This window comes from Nocardia sp. NPDC004260, assembly GCF_053603155.1.
The window spans coordinates 1-5965 of record NZ_JBSGEZ010000155.1; the positions used below are offsets into that span (position 1 = coordinate 1).

The window sequence follows — 5965 nt, forward strand, 5'->3', positions numbered from 1 at the left end:
GTCCCCACCACGCGATGGTCGCGGCCACGCCCAGATATTGCAGGTAGGCGACGATCACCAGCGGCCCGCCGTAGTCACGCCACCACGCACGCAGCGCAACCAGTGCGACCACCCCGGCGGCGAGTAACACGACACCGAGCACCACCGCCGGTGTCCGAACGGCGCCAGTTGCGCATCGAGTCCGGACGCCGGCGGTGCCCAGGCGTGCGCAGAATCATCGACCGGGCGTGCCGGGGACCCACGGTTGGTGGTGGGATCGGACTCGGCGAACGAGTTGCGTGCGGCAGCGGTGGTCACCATGGCTGTCTGGCTGATGCTCCGATCGGCTGAGGGCCGCAATTCCGGCATTCGGACAGTCGTCGGTGACGACCGCCATCCTCGGTGACCGATCCCGACAGGTCACGGTTACCCGCTACGCGGCAGTTATCACGGTGAGCGCCCACTCTTCCCGCCGCACCCGTGCCACGCTGGATACCCATCCTCGGCACCCGGCTACCCGAGATCGTCCCCGACGACACCGACGTACTGTTCAACCCCGCCGGCGACCATCCCTTCGGCCTGACCACCACCGCGATATGCTCCGCCGGACAGGCCTGACACCCCGGGTCCCCCGGCATTGCTTGACAGCCGGCCAAGCACCAACCACACCCGCCAGAAGGGAGTGTCAGAACCGGCATGCCGCCGCTGCGCAGCACACCGACATCATCGATACTGTCCGCGCCAGCGCACATCCCGGCAATCAGCGTCGTCAGCTTCGGCCCGGCATTCGCCGCTCCGGAACGGATCCGCGGCCCGGTGATCGTTACCTTCCGACTCAGCAGTTCCCCCAATCCGGCCTGCTCGGCCAACCGCATCACCGGCACCAGCCCGGCCAGTGACACCAGACTCTGATCATCGAACACCGCTGACCCCGCGGCGAACCTAGGCAAAACTTGCACCCGAAGTGCCCTTCTGAACCGGACCGGATCGTTAGTCACGGGCCGTGTCGAAGCCGAACACGCTCGCCGCGAACAACTCACCCCCGCCCAGCGCGAACGCGAGATCCGGATCCGCACCCAGAGCAAACCCCGGACCACGCGCCGCACGATCCAGTCGCCCGAGCCCGGCCGCGGCGCCAGCATGCCGTACCAGCCACCGGATCTCGGACGTGGTCGCGGTCACGACCACGGGCCCAGCCTGTAGGACCAACACCGGGCATCACGGTTTCGACCGCTGAACCACGGCAGGTTGCCTCCTCGCAGCTTCGTGAGCTGCGGTGTTTGCGTCCCGGCCCGAACCGTCGTCCGCAAGCTCCCCGATTTCTCGACCACCCTCGATCTACGGAGTACCTGGTTCAAGGGTGGTCGAGAAACCGGTTCGGGCCGGGACGCCCTCGGCATCCACTGATGAATGCTGCCGCACCAGCTGTCGCTGCCGTCCGCGACGGAGATAATGTACCGTTATGTAACGGCACGCTCCGAAACTGTCGGGGTTGGCCGCTGAACTCAATTCGATGTTTCCTGTGGGTGGAGCCACCGTGCTGAATCGCAACTTTGCTCATCACGGCCGCTTCGCGGATCTAGCCGCAGGTGTGTCCATCGTCGCGCCTCTTGTCGGGGGGGCGGTGGGCCCTGGTGGAGGTGCGATCGGGGGTGCGGTCGGGGGTGTGGCCAAAGGCTGGCTCGAAGGCGATGACACCGCCGGTATCGTGCGCTACGCAGTCGAAGGTGCTCTCGGTGGACTGGTCGGTGGACTGGTCGGCGCGAAGGGGGCGGCGGCGGCGAAGGCGGCTGCCCCGTTGGTGAAGGCGCTGTCCAAGGGGGGTGTCGCCAACGCCGGGTTCACGGTCGCGACGGGGGGGATCGGCCCGTTCGGGTGGGGTCCCGATCGGGTCGATAGTGTTTCTCACGGCGTCCTTCCGACGGTGAGCATCGGGCGGGGGGATCGGCCGGATGGGTGAGATGCCTGAACTGGTGATGCCGGATCAGAGTGCGAGCACCTATCGGGACGAGTTCGGGTTTTCTCCGACCATCGAAGGCCCTTACCACAGTCTTCCGCGTACGCTGCGCGGGTTTTTCATGGTGTCAGATGGCGTCGATGAGGAGAGTGCTGGTGAGATATCTTCTGTCGGCCTTGGGCAGCGGTCGCCGCGGGAATAGCGTTGCGGCGGTGTGTCGACATGGATGTTCTCGTCGTTGGTGGGGTAGCGCCACAGCAGTTCCGGCCAGTGCCCGGCGATGGGATACGGCCGTCACGATATCGACGATGCCGGCGCGCTACTGTCAGTGACTACCATCTCGCCGCCGTCGCCGGCCGGGCCTTCCTCGCTCGCCTTGTCGGCGACTCTGGCATTGCCGGGTACGCCGGACCGCTGCGCCTGCACCGCCATCGCGCCGTCTGCCTTCTCGCCACCGCGGGCCCCACCCTTATACCGAGGTTCGCTTCCCGCAACCCTTTGATCGACCTCGAGTCCGGCACGTTGCAGGCGGTGGAATCCGGTGAACGGGCCGAATCCGCCGTGCCTGTCGCTCATGCGGGTGGAAAATGGCCGCAGGCGGCCATCGACGATCACTTCGTACGTGGAATCGTTCCCGTCCCCGAAAACGACGAGCACAGCGCTACGCTGAGCCCATACTGCGATATCGCCCGTCACGGCCGAGTGTGGCTCGCACCGGATGCCGGACGAATCATCCGCCGACACAGTCGTTCTCGAACCGGCATACGCGGACCGGGCATCTGTGCCCGACCGGTTCCCGAACGCTGCATCCAGTACCCGCGCGACCCCCGCTGAGACTTCCTGCCTCCGGCCGTCGGGAAACACATACACCACAAACTCTTCCGGCGACGGCTTGCGCGCCCGGTCAGCTGCCCCGACTGCGGCCCGTTTCCCAGCGGGTGGAACGTTGCGTTGTCGAGCCCACGGCATAGCATCGCTGCGGCGATTCCAGGGAGTGAAGCCGTCGGTCTTTGCGGCGGATGCAGGCGATGCCGCATGAGCATCGCTGCGGATTCCCGCATCCCGACCGGAGGCAACAGTGTTGGCTGCCGTCCACGGACTGCGGCCCCGCTGCCGTGCTGTATCGGCCACCGGATTCGGCGGCAAGTTTGGTGATGTCAGGTCCGAATCCTGCGAATCCGCCCTCGCTGGAGGCGATTGCGTCGGGGTACTCACGGGTCCGCCAGTCTGCGAATCCACCCCCGGTGGAGGCGATTGCGTCGGGGTACTCACAGCGGGTCCGGCAGTCTGCGGTGGTACGAACAGGTGTGCTGCTGTGGGGGCCTGGTGATCATGAGGATCTGAGTCATCGACACCGCCGGGTGCCCCTGGGTCATTGACCACTCTCGGCGCACGATCTGTCCAAGGCTGCTCCTGCATGGTCGGCTCTGGGCGCTGCGCCAGCTCGGTCAGGTGCTGACTCAGGTCACCGATCACACCGGCCTGGTTGTGCTGGAGTTTCGTCGTGTCTTCAACGATCTGGTCGACACGGTCGAGCCCGGTGGAAAGGGAGCGCAGGATGTGCTCACCCTTGCTCATGCCGATCGGAACGGTCCCCGCATCACCATTGATCCGGTGAATGACGGCTTCGATTTCGGCTCGGCCTTTGCGCGCGGCGACCAAGGATCGGCGAACCTGATCGGCCAGCCGCCTATCTGCTTCCTGGAGATCGTAGAACCTGCTCCCGAGTTGCGTAACCAATTCCTCATAGGTTGTGATGCGTGCTCGCGCAGCTTCTTCCACCCCACGCACAGCCGTCTTCTGTGGCACCTCGGCGACGGATTCCGAACCGAAAATATCCCAATTCGTGCGCAGCGTATGCGGAATATTACGATAGTAGCTCTCGATAGTCTGGGAAAACCTGAACTCGGCCGGATACGTGGGCGCACTCTGATCCGGCATCACCAATTCGGGCATCTCACCCATCCAGCTGGCCTCCCCGACCGACGCTCACCGACGGCACCCAGAAGTACATAGCCGAAGATACCGGACATTCCATCATTGAGACGTTGGCAAGTCGGCCATCAGCTGATACTCCCAAAGTTCCCAACCGGCGCGGCATGGGGGAATTCCCTACGGTTGCCTACCGGTCATTCCAAATTGTCGATATCTGCGCGAGCTGCTTGGCGCGCTTCTTGTCGCCCCTCTTACCCATGAACCATCCTTTCGACCGCACACATGGCAAAAGCGCTTGCAAGCTGCCACTTTCGAGCCGTGGCCACAGGGCCTTCCGTGGGGGTATAGGCACGCAGCCGCGGCCGGGGCGGAGGGGCCGAGGCCAGTTCCGGCGGCGCGGGTGCCGGTGCGGGGAGGTAGTCGGTCACGACGGGGATACGTTCGTTGATCTGCTCATGCAGCCGGCGACGGTAGGCGCGGCGGGCGGCCTGGACGTCCTCGGGCATGCGCGGCAGTCTGCGCCACCGTGTCCAGCCCGGTCACCGCCTGCTCCGCCTACCACGTCGCCGAGATCACCCGCACCGCGCAACGTCCCTTGGCAGCCACCGACATCCTCGACCACCTCGGCGCGGTCGGGTACATCGCGGCCTCGTAGAAGCGAAGGTGTATGCCCCACCGACAACCGGGCCGGATCTCATGACTCAACTGGCGCCGACGCTGTCGTCACCCCGTCCGATCCCGACCGTCGGAAGACCCTGGATCATCGACGGCCGCTCGCGATATTTGCGGTTCACCATCCCGATACCGACCTCTCCGAATACCAGCGCTTCGATTTTTTGCCATAATGGATCAGCATTTGGGACCATGGCTCGCATCATCGTCTTTCCGATCCATCCCCAGGTGCCGGCTACCACTCCTGTGATCGCCGCTTCGGTGAGCGCTCTGCTCTTGTCCTCGTGGTCGCCGACTGCTGCACCGAGAAACTGCCCGAGGCCCGACCCCACGGCCATGCCCAAAGGTCCTGCCGCCGCGCCGACCAACCCTCCGGCAGCGCTTCCGTAGAAACCCCATGTATTTCCTAAAGGAGCTTTCATCACTCGCCCCTTTCAACCGTTTCGCACTACCGAACGCAATGAGCTTTTCTCGGTGACCGCTTCTGCATCCCCAAGATTCATGGCCACGTCTGGGTAAATGATCGGGCCACTCGACCTCGACTGCAACAACGATGACCCCCCCACGGCAGAGAACTCGAACCTCGGGCAGGCGTATCTACACGTCCATACACGCCCCATATCTGTGGATGGGCGCGTATCACTCAGGTATGGGCGAGACGGGCGGCGAGTTCCTCGGCGCGGCTCCGATCTGCTCAACCGTGACAGGCCGGTCCCGGCCCTGATGCTGTTCGTGTTCACTCACCCAGGAAGGCTATCGCCGCCGCGTGCCTGCACGTCGGCGAAAGCCAACGGGCGGCGGCACGGGTGTGGTCAGAAGATGATCAGCAGTGCGAAGAACACGAAGAAGGTCCAGTCGCGGTCGGGGTCGGTCCGCAGGAGCTGCAGTGTGCGTCGCTGATCGTGCACCCCGCCGCGGCCGCCGCCGATGGTGCTCGGATGACTGCCGCCGACGCGGCAGCGAGCAAGGCATCCGCATTCGCGAAGTCGTGCTCGAGAAGGAAGTGCAGCGGCCGGAACGGATCTCGCTCGAGCGGCAGATCGCGCGACTGCTGGAGGATCCCGACGCCACCGAACTGCTGCTGCGCACCCTCGCTCACCGCTGGCGCCACCACGGACCCGACACCGCAACGCACCAGAAGCTCAAGCCGACAATCCTCGACGTGTGGCAGGCATTCCACGCCGACACCGACCCAGACGCGGCCCAGAATCCGCCGGCGAAACTACCCACCGCCGCCGCCGAGCACCGCGCCGCCGTCGAGCGGGTGTTGTCCTCCCCGAAGTCGATCCACACCGTCTTGATGCGCGTGCGCGACATGCTCGACGCCGGACAGTTCCCTGCCACCACAGCCGGTCCGGTGCACAACGGGATCGCCTACCTGTTCCGCCAGAACACCCCGCCGCGCCACCGCCAGTTCTACCG

General features: G+C 65.2%; 7 protein-coding genes and 1 pseudogene. 4 read left to right on the forward strand and 4 right to left on the reverse strand.

The window, feature by feature from the left end:
• Nucleotides 1-459 precede the first annotated feature (459 nt).
• A complete protein-coding gene (locus ACWEO7_RS37620) occupies nt 460-597 on the forward strand; it encodes a hypothetical protein (RefSeq protein ID WP_452430417.1) in 138 nt (45 codons plus the stop codon).
• 68 nt (nt 598-665) lie between these two features.
• Here ACWEO7_RS37620 and ACWEO7_RS37625 read toward each other — a convergent pair.
• Both ACWEO7_RS37625 and ACWEO7_RS37630 read right to left on the reverse strand, forming a co-directional pair.
• Nucleotides 666-938, reverse strand: a pseudogene (locus ACWEO7_RS37625) (IS1380 family transposase); the annotation flags it as partial.
• Between the two features lie 31 nt (nt 939-969).
• Nucleotides 970-1167: a hypothetical protein gene (locus tag ACWEO7_RS37630; RefSeq protein WP_452430406.1), complete on the reverse strand. Its 198-nt coding sequence runs from the start codon at nt 1165-1167 to the stop codon at nt 970-972.
• A 304-nt stretch (nt 1168-1471) separates the two neighbouring features.
• On the opposite strand from ACWEO7_RS37630, the gene ACWEO7_RS37635 reads away from it, so the two are divergent.
• A complete protein-coding gene (locus ACWEO7_RS37635) occupies nt 1472-1939 on the forward strand; it encodes a hypothetical protein (RefSeq protein WP_452430408.1) in 468 nt (155 codons plus the stop codon).
• Nucleotides 1940-2230: 291 nt separating this feature from the next.
• Here the strand turns inward: ACWEO7_RS37635 and ACWEO7_RS37640 are convergent, their stop codons facing one another.
• Nucleotides 2231-3901 (reverse strand): hypothetical protein, encoded by a 1671-nt coding sequence (locus ACWEO7_RS37640; RefSeq protein ID WP_452430410.1) that lies wholly within the window; start codon nt 3899-3901, stop codon nt 2231-2233.
• 496 nt (nt 3902-4397) lie between these two features.
• Between ACWEO7_RS37640 and ACWEO7_RS37645 the strand changes: the two genes are divergently transcribed.
• On the forward strand, nt 4398-4526 hold the full coding sequence (locus tag ACWEO7_RS37645) for a hypothetical protein (protein WP_452430412.1): 129 nt from the start codon (nt 4398-4400) through the stop codon (nt 4524-4526).
• A gap of 46 nt (nt 4527-4572) precedes the next feature.
• Here the strand turns inward: ACWEO7_RS37645 and ACWEO7_RS37650 are convergent, their stop codons facing one another.
• Nucleotides 4573-4965 (reverse strand): glycine zipper domain-containing protein, encoded by a 393-nt coding sequence (locus ACWEO7_RS37650; protein WP_452430413.1) that lies wholly within the window; start codon nt 4963-4965, stop codon nt 4573-4575.
• A 566-nt stretch (nt 4966-5531) separates the two neighbouring features.
• On the opposite strand from ACWEO7_RS37650, the gene ACWEO7_RS37655 reads away from it, so the two are divergent.
• A partial coding sequence (locus ACWEO7_RS37655; protein WP_452430415.1) for a hypothetical protein occupies nt 5532-5965 on the forward strand: 434 nt, incomplete at its 3' end.